The following is a 15,320-nucleotide window of genomic DNA, read 5'->3' as shown; positions in this document are numbered from 1 at the left end:
CGTGTTCACGCGGGAGCGACAACGACGGGGAACGAACCGACGGCCTGACGGCTGCCTCAGCCTTCAGCACTGGTGCGGGAGATCCGGAGCGCGACGGCTCGCCCCGCCCTATCGGGGGACTGGCCGTGGTGCAGCGGCTCCGGAGGGGTTCCTCGGCACGGGCCGGTCCTGCCGGGCGCGGCGGGTTTCAGTGGTCGCGGGTGACGGACCAGGCCGGGAGGTGGGTGAAGAAGGCGACGGCGTCCGGGCGCCAGTGCCGCTGCCAGGCGGTGGCCAGGGTGGCGGCGCGGCGGGCGTGTCGGGCGGCTTCGTCGTGCAGGGTGCGGTCGAGGCCGCGGGCGCGGGCGAGGTCGCGCAGTTCGGCGAGGGCGTCCTCGTCCGGGTGCGGGACGCCCAGGACGGCGTGCAGGGTGGCGCGGGCGGGGGCGTCGTCGGCGGTGGCGGCCAGCAGGGCGCGGACGAGGTAGCTGCGGCGACCGGCCCGGATGTCGGTGCCGAGGGGTTTGCCGAGGGCGGCCGGGTCGCCGAAGAGGTCGAGCCAGTCGTCGTGGATCTGGTTGGCGATGCCCAGCGCGGTGGCGTAGGCGCGCAGGTCGGCGTCGCGCGGGGCGGGGTCGGCGCCGGCGGCGAGCAGGCCCAGGCGCAGCGGGGCGAGGATCGAGTAGCGGGTGGACTTGTACTCGGTGACGGTGTGCAGGAACCCGGTCTCGGGCGCGGGGTGGAAGTCGCGTTCCAGGTCGAGGAGTTGGCCGTTGACCGCGGCGGCCGCCGCGTCGGTGACGACGGTGGCCATGGCCAGGGCGCGCTCGGGGGGCAGGTCGCCGGAGAGCAGGGCCCGGACGGCCAGGAAGGCGGCCAGGTCCCCGGCCAGGACGGTGAGGGCGAGGGCGGTGTCGGGCCGGTCGGGGAACTCCTGGCGGTAGGCGTGGTAGGTGGACGGGCCGCCCCGGCGCACGGGGGCGTCGTCGATCAGGTCGTCGTGGATCAGCCCGTGGGTGTGCAGCAGTTCGATGCCGATCGCGGCGGCGTCCAGGCCGGGCACCGGCCGGTCGGTGGCCAGGGCGGCGGCCTCGTGCAGCAGGGCGACCCGCAGCCGCTTGCCGCCGCGCAGCGACAGTTCGCGCACCAGCGCGAGGGCCCGGGCCGGGAACCTGCCGTGCGGCGGCGGCTCCAGCGGGCCGGCCGCCGGGTCGGCCAGGGCGTCGAGGTGCGCCGCGAAGCGCGCTTCGAAGCGGTGCTGGTGGTCGGCGGCGCGGCGCAGCGCGGCGGTGAGGACGTCGTTCACGCCGCCAGGTTGTCACGCCGCCGCCCCGGCGGGTTCCCCTCCCCCCGGCCGAACTCGCCCGCCGCCGGGCCGACCTGGCCACCGTGCGGGTGCTGGCCGGCGACCCCTCCGTGCACGACCCCGGGCTGCGGGAGCGGCTGCGCGGCGTCCGGGTGCCCGTCCTGGTGCTGTGGGGCGAGAGCGACCGGGTCGCCACCCCCGGGTACGGCGCCGCCTACGCCTTCCCCGCCGCCCGCTTCGCCGTCGTGCCCGGAGCCGGACACCTCCCCCACCCGGAACAGCCGGAGGCGGTCCTCGCCCACCCGGACCCGAGCTGGACGGCCCGCTCCGCACCGGGTGACCACGCGCCGGGGCACCGCGGCGTACGCTGCCGGGATGCCCGACCCAGCGCAGTGGCCCGCCGCCACCGAGATCACCGCCGGAGCCCTCCGCCTCGAACCGCTGCGGGCGGCGCACGCCGCGGAGGCGTTCACCCTGCTGGACGACGTACGGCTGCACACCTGGATCGGCGGGCACCCGCTCTCACCGGAGCAACTCCGCGCCCGCTACCGCCGCCTGGAGCGGGGCCGCTCCCCGGACGGCGAGCAGGGCTGGCTCAACTGGATGCTGCGCCGCACCTCCGACCGGCAGCTCGTCGGCACGGTCCAGGCCACCCTGGAGCGCGCCCCGGACGGCCGCGTCACGGCGGAACTGGCCTGGGTGATCGGCACCGCCCACCAGGGACACGGCCACGCCCGCACGGGCGCACTCGCGATGGCCCACTGGCTGCGCGCCCAGCGGGTGGACGTCCTGCTCGCCCACGTCCACCCCGAACACCGGGCGTCCGCCGGCGTCGCCCGCGCCCTCGGCCTGACCCCGACCGGGACCGTCGTCGACGGCGAGACCCGCTGGAGCAGCGAAGCCCCGCCGTCCGGACCCGGAACATGACGCACCCGCACGCCCGCCGCGCCGAACGTCTCGCCCTCCACCGGGGCCGTTCCGCCGCCGAGCTCGTCAACCACCGGCCGTGAACGCGGCGAAGACCTTCCGCAGGACCTCCGGCGGCTGCGGAATCAGCCGGGCGGGCGCGGGCCCGTCCGCCCCCTTCCGGTAGCCGCGGCCGAGGAACCCCTTCAGCCCGGCGTCCAGGACGCCGGCACCCGGAGCGAGGTGGCACCAGCTCCGCCACCGCCACCGCACGCCCCCTGCCCACGGCCGTGGCGTGGTCCCGCCGCGCGCCGGAGACCCGGGTCGCGGAGTTCGCCCGGGCGTCCGCCTGTCCGGCGGTCGCTTCACCGTCCTGTGGGCGCGACCTCGACCTGTTCGCGGACCAGGTCGATCGCGGTGATCCGCCCCGCCACCCGTCCGCCCGGCCCGGCCGTCGGCCCGCCCCGCAGCCGGGCGGGCAGGCCGTCCAGGTCGGCCGTGCCGTCCGTGCCGATCCGGACGGTGACCTGCTCGCCGAGCCGCAGCGCCCGCAGTCGGGCCCACCGGAAGTCGCCGGGGGCCGGGTCGACGGACCGGCGCAGGCGCAGGACGCCGTCGGGGTCGGGGCGGGCGGCGGTGAACAGCGGGGGGTCCTCGTCGGCGAGGAGCGGGAGCAGTGCGGCGCCCCGGGCCCGGGAGAGGTCGGGGGCCGGGTCGCCGGGGTGGTGGAGGGCGGCGGTGATCCGGCCGTCCGGGTGCTCGACGACCAGTTCGACGGTGGCGTCCTGCTCGGTCATCGCGGCGATCCGGGCGGCCACCGCGGCGGCGTCGCCGAGGACGTCGGGCCGCACCGAGAGCCGGGCGCGCGGTGCGAGGCCGGCCCGGACGGTGTCGAGGTTCGCGGGGGTGAGCCGGTACCAGCGGGCCGAGTTGCCCGCGTACAGCTCCTCCAGCAGGGCGGCCTCGCCCTGTTCGACGCACCACCGCAGCCGGTCCCAGAACTCCTGGTCGGCGGGGCGCTGTTGGACCGCGCGCGGCTCCGGTTCGGGGTCGTACGGGGAGGCGTCGATCCGCTCGGCGAACAGACCGGCGGCGTTCGTCGCGGCGACGGCCCGCTCGCACGGCAGGTGGCTGCCGATGTACATGTACTGGTCCCACCCGATGTGCACGGCGAACCGGCCCTCGGCCTCCAGCCGGCACCACAGCCCGCTGTCGCGCAGCATCGCCCGAACGAGCTCCTGCGCGGTCGGCACGTCCACCCGCAGCCCGTCGTGCAGCGCCTCCCGGCCGCCGGGCAGCAGCGCGTCCGGCTCCGGGTCCCGGTACGCCGGTTCCGGCCCGGGGTGGACCGGGACCGGGGGCAGGGACGGCTCCCGCAGCTCCAGCACCGTCACACCGGAGTCCGCGGCGAACGCGGCGACGGCCGCGACGTACGCGGCCTCGACGGGGCCGCGGTCGCTGCGGGTGTCCGTGGTGCCGGTGAAGCGGCCGTACGCGTCACGGTCGGCGGGATCGTACGCGGTGACGCGGTGGACGTGGCGCAGCATCCGGGCATCGTCGCAGGTCAGTGGCGGGTTCGCCAGCGGGGGCCGGGGCCGATCAGGAGGAGGTGGCGGGAGGGGAGGCGCAGGGCCCAGGCGGGGGTGTCGTCGGGCGGGGCGTGGGGGGCGGGGGCGGCGGGGTGGATGCGCAGGTGGTGGTCGCCGAACTCGATCAGGGTGTCCCAGTCGGGTTCGGTGATCCGGACGGCGGTGATCTCCCGGCCGATCAGGGCCCGCAGGTCGTCGGCCAGGTGCCGGGCCCCGGGGCCGGGGGTGGTGCGGGCGGTGGTGGGGCGGTCGAGGGTCCAGCCGCTGCGGGCGACGGTGAGCCAGCGGTGGGCGAGTTCGGCCGGGCCGTCGGGCCGGGGGTCGGGCAGGCCGAGCAGCAGGGCGAACAGGCCCGCGCCGCCGCCGGGGACGTGCACCGAGGTCACCTTGCCGCCGTGCAGGACGGCCAACTGCCGCCGCAGTTCGCCGAGGTCGGTGGAGGGGGCGGCGGCGGAGGGGGCCGTCGAGCGGTCCGTATGGGTCGTCACCGCACCCAGTCTCGGCACCCGGCGCGGGGCCGTCCAGCCGTTATCGGCGCGCCGCGTCGCGGAGTTGACGGCGCGCCGGGCGGTGCGCTATCGCCCGGCGGGCGGCTGGACGGACCCGGGGCCGGGGCCCGGGAGAGGAAGGCTAGCGCCGGTTGCGCGGGTGGTCGCGTGCCGTGCGTTCGTTGCCGTGCTTGTAGGCGCCCGTCCAGCGGGCCATCACCAGCTGGGCGTCACCGGAGTCGACCTCCGCGAGGAACTTCTCGGCGCGCGCCCCGCGCAGCGTGCCGGCCGGGCGGCCCTGGTGGGTGATCGTGACGGTGCCGTCGGGGCGCCGGTCGTAGCTGAAGCCGAAGGGTCTGGGCATGGCCGCGATGGTAGGCGGTCGGGCCGGTCCGCCGGAACCGAATTCGGCCGGGCCGGTCCGGCGCCGGTCGGGGGTCACCCGGCGGGACGGCCGGTCGCCGGGGTGTGCGGGTGCATTCCGCGGGCCCGGGCGGTGGGCGGGGCTCCGGCGGCGGCGAGGCGGTCGAGCAGGTGGAGCAGGTGGCGGGCGGGGCCGGGGCGGGGGGTGGCGGTGAGGACGGCGGCGGCGAAGGTGGAGGTGATGGCGGTGTCGCCGGGCAGCGGGCCGAGGACGCGGATGCCGGGGAGGTCGGCGAGTTCGCTGTGCTGCTGGAAGGCGAGGTCGGCGCGGCCGTCGGTGAGCAGGTGGCCGGCGGGGGTGCCGGGCGGGGCCTGGACGAGGCGGACCCGGGCGGTGAGGCCGAGCCGGTCGACCAAGGCGCGCAGGGCGGTGCCGCTGGGGCCGGTGGAGTGGGCGACGGCCCGGGCGGTGGTGAGCAGGGTGCGCAGGTCGGCGGTGGTGGCGAGGGCGGCGGGCGGGGCGTCGGCGGGCACGGCGGCGACGGTGGCGGAGTCCCAGAGCGGGCGGGGGCGTTCCACCAGCCCTTCGGCGTGCAGCGCGGCGAGCGCGTCGGCGGCGAGCACGGCGAGGTCGGCGGACGCGCCCGCGCGGATGCGGCGGGCCACCTCGACGCCGCCGGCGGCCTCGAACCGTACCGGGGGCAGCAGCGGGACGAGGTCGGCGAGGGCGGGGCGGACGGCCATCGAGGTCAGGGCGAGCAGGTCCACGGGGGTTCCTCCAGGGGCAGGGGTGAGGCCGGCGGGGGCCGGACGGGCGGGTGCGAGACTGGCGGGATGAGTGCGAACCGGGTTTCGGCGGCCGGCAAGGTCCTCCAGGTGCTGGCGGTGTTCGACCGCGAGCACCCGTCGCGGACGCTGTCGGAGATCGCGCAGTGCACGGGGCTGGCGATCAGCACCGCGCACCGGGTGGTGGCGGAGCTGGCGTCCTGGGGCGCGCTGGAGCGGGCCGAGGACGGGTCGTGGCACGTGGGGCTGCGGCTGTGGGAGATCGCCTCGGGATGTCCGCGGACCCAGATCCTGCGGGACGCGGCGCTGCCGTTCATGCAGGACCTGTACGAGGCGACGCACGAGAACATCCAGCTGGCGGTCCGCGAGGGCACCGAGCTGGTGTTCGTGGAGCGGATCGCGGGGCACCGCTCGGTGGAGCTGCTGACGATGGTGGGCACCCGGTTCCCGGTCGGGTCGACGGGGATGGGCCGGGTGCTGCTGGCGCACGCGCCGCGCGAGTTGCAGGAGGAGGTGCTGGCGGCGCCGCTGCGCTCGTGGACGCCGCACACGGTGACCGACCCGAGGACGCTGCGGGCGCAGCTGGACCTGATCCGCCGCGAGCAGGTGTTCGTGAGCGACCGTCAGCTGTCGGAGAGCACGGTGGCGGTGGCCGCGCCGGTGCGGATCGGCCGGACCGGGCCGGTGGGCGCGGCGCTGGGGATCGTGGTGGCGGCGCGCGGCGCGGAGCGGGCGCGGGGGCTGCGGGAGCCGCTGCTGCGGGCGGTGCACGGGATCTCCGAGGAGTTGGGGCGGCGGGCCCGCACGGCGCTGTAGCGCGCCCGACGCCGTGACGCGCACGACGCCGTAACGCGCACGACGCACCGCGTACGACACCGCACCGCGCACGACGCCGTGGGCCGTCCCGCAGTCTGCGCCGCGCAGCCCGCCGCGAGCAGCGCGTTTCCGTCAGGCGGAAAGGGTGGCGACGGCCGGCGGAACGAGCTGCCAACGTTCGGGGCGTGCCCGGCCGGCCTGTCGCCCCGGGCGCCGCCACCCCCGCCCCGCCGTGCCCTGGAGCCGTCATGCCCGAATCCGTCACCGACTCCGCCGTCGATGCCGCTGCCGACTCCGACACCGTCTCCGGCTCCGGCTCCGGCTCCGGCTCCGGCTCCGGCTCCGATGCGACCGACGACGCGGTCGACACCGTCACCGAGGTGCCCGTCGCGGTGGTCGGCGCGGGCCCGGCGGGGCTGATGCTGGCGCACCGGCTGGGCCGGGCCGGGGTGGAGGCGGTGGCGGTCGACCTGCGCACCCGGGCGGAGATCGCGGGCACCCACCGGGCGGGCATCCTGGAGGCGGGCGCGGCCCGTGACCTGGTGGAGACCGGGGTGGGCGACCGGGTCCTGCGCGAGGGCCACGAGCACGGGGGCACCGAGCTGCGTTTCGGCGGCCGGGCGCACCGGATCGACTTCCGGGAGCTGGTGGGCGCCTCGGTGTGGCTGTACCCGCAGACCGAGGTGTTCGCCGACCTGGCGGACGCCCGCGAACGGGACGGCGGGACGGTGCACTTCGGCGTCCGCGGCACCGAGGTGCTGGACGTGGCGACCGACCGCCCCCGGGTGCGCTTCACGGCGGCGGACGGGACGCGGCACGAGCTGCGGGCCCGGTACGTGGTCGGCGCGGACGGCTCGCGCGGCACCTGCCGCGGCCTGGTCCCGGCGGCGCTGCGCACCCGGTACGGCGCCGAGTACCCGTTCGCCTGGTTCGGCGTGCTGGCCCAGGCCCCGCCCAGCGCACCGGAGTTGGTGTACGCGCACTCGGAGCACGGCTTCGCGCTGGTCAGTCGGCGGACGGCGACCGTGCAGCGGATGTACTTCCAGTGCGACCCGCGGGAGCGGCCGGAGGACTGGCCGGACGAGCGGATCTGGGCGACCCTCCAGGCCCGGGTCGCGGGCCGGGACGGCTTCCGGCTGGTCGAGGGCCCGGTCCTGGAGCGGACGGTGCTGCGCTTCCGGTCCTTCGTGCAGGAGCCGATGCGCTGGGGTTCGCTGCTGCTGGCGGGCGACGCCGCGCACACCGTGCCGCCGACCGGCGCGCGCGGGCTGAACCTGGCGCTGCACGACGTCAAGGTGCTGGCGGGCGTGCTGCTGCGGGCGCTGGGCGCCGAGGGCGAACCGGCGCTGGCCGACTACCAGCCGCAGGCGCTGCGCCGGGTCTGGCGGGCGCAGCACTTCTCGTCCTGGATGACCCGCCTGCTGCACACCGCGCCGGACGCCTCCCCGTTCGAGCTGCGCCGCCAACTGGGCGAGCTGGACGGCGTGGTGGGCACCCGCGCGGGCCGCGCGTACCTGGCCGAGCAGTACACCGGCTGGCCGTCCGCCGGCGCCTGAACCCCTCCGACCTCCCAGGAGAACCCCGTGATCATCGACGCGCACGGCCACTTCACCACCGCCCCGCCCCGGCTCGCCGCCTGGCGCGAACGCCAGGTCGCCGCCGCGGGCGACCCGGCCGCCGCCCCCGACCCGGCCGGGCCGCGCATCTCGGACGACGAGCTGCGCGCGGCGGTCGAGCCCCACCAGCTGCGGCTGATGGACGAGCGCGGCACCGACCTGACCGTCTTCTCGCCGCGCGCCAGCTTCATGGCCCACCACCTGGGCGACTTCGCGGTCTCCGCCGCCTGGGCCCGGATCTGCAACGACCTGGTGCACCGGGTGGGCGCGCTGTTCCCGGAGCGCTTCGCGATGGGCGCGATGCTGCCGCAGTCGCCGGGCGCGGACCCGGCGAGCTGCCTGCCGGAGCTGCGGCGGGCGGTGGAGGAGCTGGGCGCGGTCTCGGTGAACCTCAACCCGGACCCGTCGGGCGGGCACTGGAGCGCGCCGCCGCTGACCGACCGGAGCTGGTACCCGCTGTACGAGGCGCTGGTGGAGTACGACGTCCCGGCGATGGTGCACGTGTCGACCTCCTGCAACCCGGCGTTCCACACCACCGGCGCGCACTACCTGAACGCCGACACCACCGCGTTCATGCAGCTGCTCCAGGGCGACCTGTTCGCGGACTTCCCGACGCTGCGGCTGGTGGTCCCGCACGGCGGCGGCGCGGTGCCCTACCACTGGGGGCGCTTCCGCGGGCTGGCGCAGGCGCTGGGCGGGCCGCGGCCGGAGGAGCTGGTGGGCACGAACGTCTTCTTCGACACCTGCGTGTACCACCAGCCGGGCATCGACCTACTGGCCTCGGTGGTCCCGTCCGGGGGCGTGCTGTTCGCCAGCGAGATGATCGGCGCGGTGCGGGGGGTCGACCCGCTGACCGGCCACCACTTCGACGACACCCGGCGGTACGTGGACGCGACCGACCGGCTCACCGACGCGCAGCGGGCGGCCGTGTACGCCGGCAACGCGCTGCGCGTCCACCCCCGACTGGCCGCCCGCCTCGCCGCGGCCGGCCGCTGAGACCCCCAGGAGCAGACCATGACGCACCCCGAACTCGGTGTCGTGCACACGAGGATCGAGCGGCCCGATCCGGCCGCGGTGGCCGCGCTGGCGGCCTTCGGCACGGCGACCGTCCACGAGGCGATGGGCCGCACCGGCCTGGCCCGCCCGTACCTGCGCCCGGTGTACCCGGGGGCGCGGCTGTGCGGCCCGGCGGTGACGGTGCTGCTCCAGCCGGGCGACAACTGGATGCTGCACGTCGCGGCGGAGCAGATCCGGCCGGGCGACGTGGTGGTGGCGGCCTGCACCACGGAGAGCGAGGACGGGTTCTTCGGCGAGCTGCTGGCGACCTCGTTCCGCTCCCGGGGCTGCGCGGGCCTGGTGATCGACGGCGGGGTGCGGGACGTCGCGGAGCTGGCGGCGATGGACTTCCCGGTGTTCTCCCGGGCGGTCAGCGCCCGCGGCACGGTGAAGGCCACCCTGGGCTCGGTCAACGTCCCGGTGGTGTGCGCCAACGCGCCGGTCCGCCCGGGCGACGTGGTGCTGGCGGACGCGGACGGCGTGGTGGTGGTGCCGCGCGAGCGGGCCGCCGGGACCGCCGAGGCGTCCGCGCGGCGCGAGGAGAACGAGGCGGGCAAGCGCGAGCGGCTGCGCGCGGGCGAGCTCGGCCTGGACATGTACGCGATGCGCGGCCCGCTGGCCGCGCTCGGCCTGCGCTACGAGGACTGATCGCCGTGACGGAACAGCAGAAGACCCCGGGCTGGCTGGACTGGCACCCCTCCCCCGGCCGCCCCGAACTGGACCTCCCTGCGGGCGCGGTGGACGCGCACTGCCACGTGTTCGGCCCGGCGGCCGAGTTCCCGTACGCGCCCGAGCGCAAGTACACCCCGTGCGACGCCTCCGCCGAGCAGCTCTTCGCCCTGCGCGACCACCTGGGCTTCGCCCGCAACGTGATCGTCCAGGCCACCTGCCACGGCGCCGACAACCGGGCCCTGCTGGACGCGCTGCGCCGGTCGGACGGCCGGGCGCGCGGCGTGGCGACGGTGCGGCCCGGCATCTCGGACGCCGAGCTGCGCGAGCTGCACGAGGCGGGGGTGCGCGGGGTGCGGTTCAACTTCGTCCGCCGCCTGGTGGACGTCACCCCGCGCGCGGACCTGCGGGACGTGGTGGCGCGGATCGCCCCGCTGGGCTGGCACGTGGTGCTGTACTTCGAGGCCGCCGACCTGGCCGGGCTGCGCGAGTTCTTCCTCTCCGTCCCGGTGCCGCTGGTGGTCGACCACCTGGGCCGCCCGGACGTGTCGAAGGACCCGGACGGCCCGGAGTTCGCGGAGTTCCTCTCCTTCCTGCGGGCCCGGGAGGACGTCTGGTGCAAGGTCGGCTGCCCGGAGCGGCTCTCGCTGACCGGCCCGCCCGCGCTGGACGGCGAGCGGGCCGCGTACCGGGACGTGGTGCCGTTCGCCCGCCGGGTGGTCGAGGAGTTCCCCGACCGGGTGCTGTGGGGCACCGACTGGCCGCACCCCAACCTGAAGGGCCACATGCCGGACGACGGCCTGCTGGTCGACTTCCTGCCGCACGTCGCGCCCACCCCCGAACTGCGCCGGCGGCTCCTGGTGGACAACCCGAACCGCCTGTACTGGCCCGAGAACGAAGGGAGTTGACGGCGTGGCACTGGACCGCACCTACCGGCTCGTCCCCGGCACCACGATCTTCGACGCCGAGCAGTCCGCCCGCGGCTACCACCTCAACCAGTTCTGCATGTCGCTGATGACGGCCGAGAACCGGGCCGCGTACCTGGCCGACGAGCGCGCCTACCTGGACGCCTGGCCGCTGCGCGAGGAGCAGCGGCGGGCGCTGCTGGAGCGGGACCTGAACGCGGCGGTGCGCGAGGGCGGGAACATCTACTTCCTCGCCAAGTGGGGTGCCACGCTGGGGCTGTCGTTCCAGCAGATGGCGGGCTCGATGACCGGCATGACCGAGCGGGAGTACCGGGAGATGATGGTCTCCGGCGGCCGCTCGGCCACCGCCTCGGGCAGCCGGATCGACCACGCCGTGCTGGAGGCCGCGCACGCCGGCCAGGCGCCGCCCGCCGAGCACGCCGCCGTCTCGGCCGCCGTGTTCACCTCGCACGTCCCGGCGATCGGCGCCGCGCTGGACCACGGCAGGACCGGGGAGCCGTACTGGCGGCCGGTGTTCGCCGGGTACGAGCACTCCCGGCGGTGGGCCGCCGCGCACGTCCCGGACGTGGTGGTCCTGGTCTACAACGACCACGCCAGCGCCTTCGACCTCTCGCTGATCCCGACCTTCGTGCTGGGCACCGGCGCCGCCTACCCGACCGCCGACGAGGGCTACGGCCCGCGCCCGGTGCCCGGCGTCGAGGGCGACCCGGAGCTGGCCGCGCACCTCGCGCACTGCCTGATCCAGGACGACTTCGACCTCACCCTGGCCAACGAGATGCCGGTCGACCACGGGCTGACCGTGCCGCTGTCGCTGATGTTCGGCGAGGTGGAGCGCTGGCCGTGCAGGGTGATCCCGCTGCACGTCAACGTGGTGCAGTACCCGGTGCCGTCGGGGGCGCGCTGCTTCGAGCTGGGCCGGGCGCTGCGCCGGGCGATCGAGTCGTACCCGCGCCCGCTGGACGTGCAGGTCTGGGGCACCGGCGGGATGAGCCACCAACTCCAGGGCCCGCGCGCCGGGTTGATCAACCGGGAGTGGGACAACGCCTTCCTGGACCGGCTGGTCGCCGACCCGGCGGGCCTGGCCCGGGTGCCGCACCTGGAGTACGTGGAGGAGGCCGGCTCGGAGGGCATCGAGCTGGTGATGTGGCTGATCGCGCGCGGCGCGCTGAGCGACGTGGACGACGGCGGCGCCGTGGACGTCGAGCACCGCTTCTACCACGTGCCGGCGTCCAACACGGCCGTCGGCCACCTGATCCTGACCAACCGCCCGCAGGGCCCGACTCCCGCCGAGGAGAACTGAGATGACCAAGCAGCAGCCCCTGAGGATCGCCCTGGCGGGCGGCGGCGCGTTCGGCGCCAAGCACGCGGCGGCCCTGCGCCGGATCGAGGGCGTGGAGGTGGCCGCCGCGGTCTCCTCCTCGCTGGACGGCGCCCGGCGCTTCGCCGCCGAGCAGGGCATCGCCCGGGCGGCGGGCAGCCTGGAGGAGGTGCTGGCGATGGACGACGTGGACGCGGTGGTCCTGGCCACCCCGACGCCGCTGCACGCCGCGCAGACCCGGCAGTGCCTGGCGGCGGGCAAGCACGTGCAGGTGGAGATCCCGGTGGCGGCCTCGCTGCCGGACGCCGAGGCGTGCGCCGCGGCGGCCGAGCGCACCGGCCTGGTGGCGATGGCCGGGCACACCCGCCGCTTCAACCCCAGCCACCAGTGGGTGCGCCGCCGGGTCGCGGCGGGCGAGCTGACCATCCAGCAGCTGGACGTGCAGACCTACTTCTTCCGCCGCAGCAACCTCAACGCACTCGGCCGGCAGCGCAGTTGGACCGACCACCTGCTGTGGCACCACGCCGCGCACACCGTCGACCTGTTCGCCTACCAGACCGGCTCGCCGATCGTCCGGGCCAACGCGCTCCAGGGCCCGCTCCACCCGGAGCTGGGCATCGCGATGGACATGTCGGTCCAGCTCCGGACCGCGAGCGGCGCGATCTGCACCCTCTCGCTCTCCTTCAACAACGACGGCCCGCTGGGCACCTTCTTCCGCTACATCGGCGACACCGGCACCTACCTCGCTCGCTACGATGACTTGGTGACCGGAGAAGACGAACCGATCGACGTCAGCGGCATCGACGTCTCGCTGGACGGCATCGAACTGCAGGACCGCGAGTTCGTCGCGGCGATCCGCGAGGGCCGCGAGCCGAACGCCTCGCTCGCCCAGGTGCTGCCCTGCTACCGCACCCTGGCCGACCTGGAACGGCAGCTCACCGCCGCCCCGGTGGGCGCATGAGCACCCTGCGCGGGATCGGGCCGTTCGAGGTCCAGGCCGTCGGCCTCGGCTGCATGAACCTCAGCCACGCCTACGGCACCCCGCCCGCCCCCGAGGACGCGGCCGAACTGCTGCTGTCCGCGCTGGACGCGGGCGTCACCCTGTTCGACACGGCCGCGCTGTACGGCTTCGGCGCCAACGAGGAACTGGTCGGCCGGGTGCTGGGCCCGCACCGCGAGCGGATCGTGCTGGCCTCCAAGTGCGGCATGACCGGCGTGGACGGGCGGCGGGTCATCGACGGCCGCCCGGAGACGATCCGGCGCACCGCGGAGGAGTCGCTGGCCCGGCTGCGCACCGACGTGATCGACCTGTACTACCTGCACCGGCTCGACCCGGCCGTCCCCGTCGAGGAGAGCGTCGGCGCGCTGGGCGAGCTGGTCGCGGCGGGCAAGGTCCGCGCGATCGGCCTGTCCGAGGTGTCGGCGGCCACCCTGCGCCGGGCGCACGCGGTGCACCCGGTGGCGGCGCTGCAGAACGAGTACAGCCTGTGGACCCGCAACCCGGAGCGCGGCACCCTGGCCGCCACCCGCGAACTGGGCGTCGCCCTGGTCGCGTTCAGCCCGGTCGGCCGCGGCTTCCTGACCGACGAGCCGCCCCGGACGGCCGACCTGCCGCCCGGCGACATCCGGCTCGGCATGCCGCGCTTCACCGACGCCCACTACCCGGCCAACCTGGCCCTGCGCGCCGAGCTGTCCGCCCTGGCGGCGGCCGCGGGCCTGACGGTGGCCCAGCTGGCCCTGGCCTGGGTGCTCTCCCGGGGCGAGCACGTCCTGGCCATCCCGGGCACCCGCTCGGTGTCCCACCTGCGCGAGGACGTCGCCACCCTCGACCTGGACGTCCCCGCCGAGCTGCTGGCGGCGGCCGACCGGGTGCTGTCCGACCGGACGGTGCACGGCGCGCGCTACGCGGCGGCGACCCTGCCGGAGATCGACACCGAGCGCTGCGGCGCGGCGGGCTGACCCCACGGCGCTCCCCGCGTCACCCGGCCTCGGCGGGCAGCACGGCCACCGAGGCCGAGGTGGTGCGCAGCCGTACCCGGTGGTCGGCGCCCGGCTGCTCGGGCAGCGCGATCCGGACGTCGGCGGAGGCCGCGTCCGACTCGAAGGCGTACCCGTCGTCGGGGTGGTCGGCCGGCAGCCGCAGGGCCACCGAGGCGGACGTCGACTCCAGGGTCAGGTCGCCGGGCGGGGCGGCGAAGCCGAGGTCGGCGCTGCCGGAGCGGACCGACACCGTCGCGTGCTCCGGGCGCAGGCCGACGGCGGTGCAGCGGATCGAGGCCAGTGACAGCGCGAGGTCGCCGCGCAGCCCGGACAGTGCGATCTCCCCGGACTCCTGGCGGACCGTCAGCGCGGTGTCCTCCGGGACGGTGAGCCGCAGCACCCCGCCGCACCGCGCGAGCGGCCCGCCGTCCGCGGCGGCGCACCGCACGGGCACGGCGCCGTCGCTCCCGGCCGGCCCGAACCCGACCCGGCCGAGGGCCTCGGAGCCCTCGGGCAGGTACGCGGCGGTGGCGGCGGAGTCGCGGGAGCCGACGATCTCGACCCGGCCCGACACCCCGTCCAGCAGCAGCGCGTGCGGACTCCCCGGCAGCGCCTGCGCCCCGTCCCCGACCACCGGCCCGTCCACCGGACCGACGACCGGCGCGGGCATCGACCCGTGCACCGGCCCGCGCCCCTCCCGACCGGCCAGGGCCACCGCGCAGGCCCCCACCAGGACCAGCACGGCCGCCGCCGCGCCGAACCGCCACGCGCGGCGGCGCCCGCCGGGCGGAGCGGCGGTCGGCGGCACGGCGGCCGGCGGCGCGCCCGGCTTCGGCGGGGCGACCGGATGGGGCGGGGCCGCCGGGTGCGGCGGCACGGACGGCTCCGGGTTCGGCGGTGCGGTCTCGTTCATGCCAGGCCGTGTGCCCGCTCCGGGCCGGATGCATTCTTTACCGAACGGTCGACCAACCGCCGCTCCCGGTCGGGTAGTTTCCGGTCATCCCCTTGATGTCGAGACACGGGCCCGTCCGGACGGGCGGGTCCGTCAGGAGGCGTGCGCCGTGAACCCGGCCAACTTGACGGTCAACCTGACGGAGACGGCGGCCGGTCTCCCGGAAGCCTGGAGCTCCCTCCCCCTGGGCCTGGTGGGACCGGCCTGCGTGAAGGTCCTGCGGATGGACGGGACACCGCTGCCCGAAGAGAGCCACCGCACCGCCGAGGCACTCCTCGTCCTCGACGGCCGGCTGGAACTCCTACTGGAGGGCACCCCACTGCCGGTGCGCGCGGGCGAGCTGTACGTGGTCCCGGCCGGGACCGCGCACGCGGTCGGCCCGGGCAGCCGGGGCACCCTGGTGATCGTGGAACTCCCGGAGGAGTGACGACCCGCCGGGCCGCCCCAGGCACGGGGGGTTCCGTCAGGGATTCCTAGCTTGACTCTGTCGGGGATCTTGATCGCCGTCGCGTCAGCTGACGGCTCGCCAGGAGCGTAGGCGCGGGATGCCCTGCTGGTCGAGGTGGGCCT

Annotated in this window: 16 protein-coding genes; 10 read left to right on the top strand and 6 right to left on the bottom strand. The window is 76.4% G+C overall.

What is annotated here, in order from left to right:
* Positions 1-187: 187 nt before the first annotated feature.
* Positions 188-1,285, bottom strand: a complete 1,098-nt coding sequence (locus tag ACIP60_RS35525) for a polyprenyl synthetase family protein (protein ID WP_400692882.1) — start codon at positions 1,283-1,285, stop codon at positions 188-190.
* A gap of 375 nt (positions 1,286-1,660) precedes the next feature.
* Here ACIP60_RS35525 and ACIP60_RS35520 point away from each other — a divergent pair, with 375 nt between their 5' ends.
* Positions 1,661-2,212, top strand: a complete 552-nt coding sequence (locus ACIP60_RS35520) for a GNAT family N-acetyltransferase (protein ID WP_400692879.1) — start codon at positions 1,661-1,663, stop codon at positions 2,210-2,212.
* Positions 2,213-2,556: 344 nt separating this feature from the next.
* On the opposite strand, the gene ACIP60_RS35515 is transcribed toward ACIP60_RS35520, so the two are convergent.
* The 4 genes from ACIP60_RS35515 to ACIP60_RS35500 all read right to left on the bottom strand — a co-directional run bounded on the left by ACIP60_RS35515 (position 2,557) and on the right by ACIP60_RS35500 (position 5,399).
* Positions 2,557-3,738 (bottom strand): RNA-binding protein, encoded by a 1,182-nt coding sequence (locus tag ACIP60_RS35515; RefSeq protein ID WP_400692877.1) that lies wholly within the window; start codon positions 3,736-3,738, stop codon positions 2,557-2,559.
* 17 nt (positions 3,739-3,755) lie between these two features.
* Complete coding sequence (locus ACIP60_RS35510; RefSeq protein ID WP_400692874.1) at positions 3,756-4,268, bottom strand: hypothetical protein; 513 nt, start codon at positions 4,266-4,268, stop codon at positions 3,756-3,758.
* A 142-nt stretch (positions 4,269-4,410) separates the two neighbouring features.
* Positions 4,411-4,632 carry a hypothetical protein gene (locus ACIP60_RS35505; protein ID WP_400692872.1) on the bottom strand — a complete coding sequence of 74 codons (222 nt, stop codon included), beginning with the start codon at positions 4,630-4,632 and terminating at the stop codon, positions 4,411-4,413.
* 74 nt (positions 4,633-4,706) lie between these two features.
* Positions 4,707-5,399: a substrate-binding domain-containing protein gene (locus ACIP60_RS35500; RefSeq protein ID WP_400692869.1), complete on the bottom strand. Its 693-nt coding sequence runs from the start codon at positions 5,397-5,399 to the stop codon at positions 4,707-4,709.
* A 66-nt stretch (positions 5,400-5,465) separates the two neighbouring features.
* Here ACIP60_RS35500 and ACIP60_RS35495 point away from each other — a divergent pair, with 66 nt between their 5' ends.
* From ACIP60_RS35495 to ACIP60_RS35460, 8 genes are all read left to right on the top strand, one after another.
* Positions 5,466-6,233, top strand: a complete 768-nt coding sequence (locus tag ACIP60_RS35495; RefSeq protein ID WP_400692866.1) for an IclR family transcriptional regulator — start codon at positions 5,466-5,468, stop codon at positions 6,231-6,233.
* A 248-nt stretch (positions 6,234-6,481) separates the two neighbouring features.
* Positions 6,482-7,789 carry a 4-hydroxybenzoate 3-monooxygenase gene (locus ACIP60_RS35490; RefSeq protein ID WP_400692863.1) on the top strand — a complete coding sequence of 436 codons (1,308 nt, stop codon included), beginning with the start codon at positions 6,482-6,484 and terminating at the stop codon, positions 7,787-7,789.
* A gap of 27 nt (positions 7,790-7,816) precedes the next feature.
* Positions 7,817-8,845 carry an amidohydrolase family protein gene (locus ACIP60_RS35485; protein WP_400692860.1) on the top strand — a complete coding sequence of 343 codons (1,029 nt, stop codon included), beginning with the start codon at positions 7,817-7,819 and terminating at the stop codon, positions 8,843-8,845.
* Positions 8,846-8,863: 18 nt separating this feature from the next.
* The gene (ligK, locus tag ACIP60_RS35480) at positions 8,864-9,553 is read left to right on the top strand and encodes a 4-carboxy-4-hydroxy-2-oxoadipate aldolase/oxaloacetate decarboxylase (RefSeq protein WP_400692857.1); all 690 of its coding nucleotides are present in this window, start codon (positions 8,864-8,866) and stop codon (positions 9,551-9,553) included.
* A gap of 5 nt (positions 9,554-9,558) precedes the next feature.
* A complete protein-coding gene (locus tag ACIP60_RS35475) occupies positions 9,559-10,482 on the top strand; it encodes an amidohydrolase family protein (RefSeq protein ID WP_400692855.1) in 924 nt (307 codons plus the stop codon).
* A 4-nt stretch (positions 10,483-10,486) separates the two neighbouring features.
* A complete protein-coding gene (gene ligA / locus ACIP60_RS35470) occupies positions 10,487-11,800 on the top strand; it encodes a protocatechuate 4,5-dioxygenase subunit alpha (protein ID WP_400692852.1) in 1,314 nt (437 codons plus the stop codon).
* Position 11,801: 1 nt separating this feature from the next.
* Positions 11,802-12,779, top strand: coding sequence for a Gfo/Idh/MocA family oxidoreductase (locus ACIP60_RS35465; RefSeq protein ID WP_400692849.1), 978 nt, complete (start codon positions 11,802-11,804; stop codon positions 12,777-12,779).
* Positions 12,776-13,777 (top strand): aldo/keto reductase, encoded by a 1,002-nt coding sequence (locus ACIP60_RS35460; RefSeq protein WP_400692847.1) that lies wholly within the window; start codon positions 12,776-12,778, stop codon positions 13,775-13,777. Before ACIP60_RS35465 ends, ACIP60_RS35460 begins: the two co-directional genes overlap by 4 nt.
* Before the next feature lie 19 nt (positions 13,778-13,796).
* Here ACIP60_RS35460 and ACIP60_RS35455 read toward each other — a convergent pair whose 3' ends face one another.
* Entirely contained in the window at positions 13,797-14,711 is a 915-nt protein-coding gene (locus ACIP60_RS35455; protein WP_400692844.1) for a hypothetical protein, read from the bottom strand.
* Positions 14,712-14,859: 148 nt separating this feature from the next.
* On the opposite strand from ACIP60_RS35455, the gene ACIP60_RS35450 reads away from it, so the two are divergent.
* The gene (locus ACIP60_RS35450; protein WP_400692842.1) at positions 14,860-15,177 is read left to right on the top strand and encodes a cupin domain-containing protein; all 318 of its coding nucleotides are present in this window, start codon (positions 14,860-14,862) and stop codon (positions 15,175-15,177) included.
* Positions 15,178-15,320: the final 143 nt, after the last annotated feature.

Origin of the sequence: Kitasatospora sp. NPDC088783, assembly GCF_044750705.1 — a bacterium.
Lineage (GTDB): Bacteria > Actinomycetota > Actinomycetes > Streptomycetales > Streptomycetaceae > Kitasatospora > Kitasatospora fiedleri.
The sequence above is the reverse complement of the archived record's forward strand: the minus strand, read 5'-3'. Positions and strand labels throughout refer to the sequence as shown.